Raw genomic sequence first — 273 nt, forward strand, 5'->3', positions numbered from 1 at the left:
GAGTTCGTCGCCGAGGGCGGCCGCCCGGAGGACTGGTGGAAGTCCAGGCACGGCGCCTACTCGATCGCGCCCACCGAGAGCGCCCCCATCGTCCGGGACCGCGGCGAGGGCCGCACCCTCGAACTCGTGCGGTGGGACTGGCAGAGTCCCCCCAACCGTCCGCAGCGCGCCCCGCTGATCAACGCCCGGGTGGAGAAGCTCGCCGCCGGGTTCTGGGCGCCGGCGTTCTCCGCCGCGCGGGGCCTCGTCCCGTGGCGCGGGTACTTCGAATGG

1 protein-coding gene is annotated in these 273 nt (G+C 74.7%); it reads left to right on the top strand.

From position 1 onward, the window contains the following. The coding region (locus tag KVS71_RS17465; RefSeq protein ID WP_217585154.1) for an SOS response-associated peptidase family protein at positions 1-273 on the top strand (273 nt) is incomplete at both ends.

Source organism: Microbacterium sp. GbtcB4, assembly GCF_019091465.1.
GTDB lineage: Bacteria > Actinomycetota > Actinomycetes > Actinomycetales > Microbacteriaceae > Microbacterium > Microbacterium paraoxydans.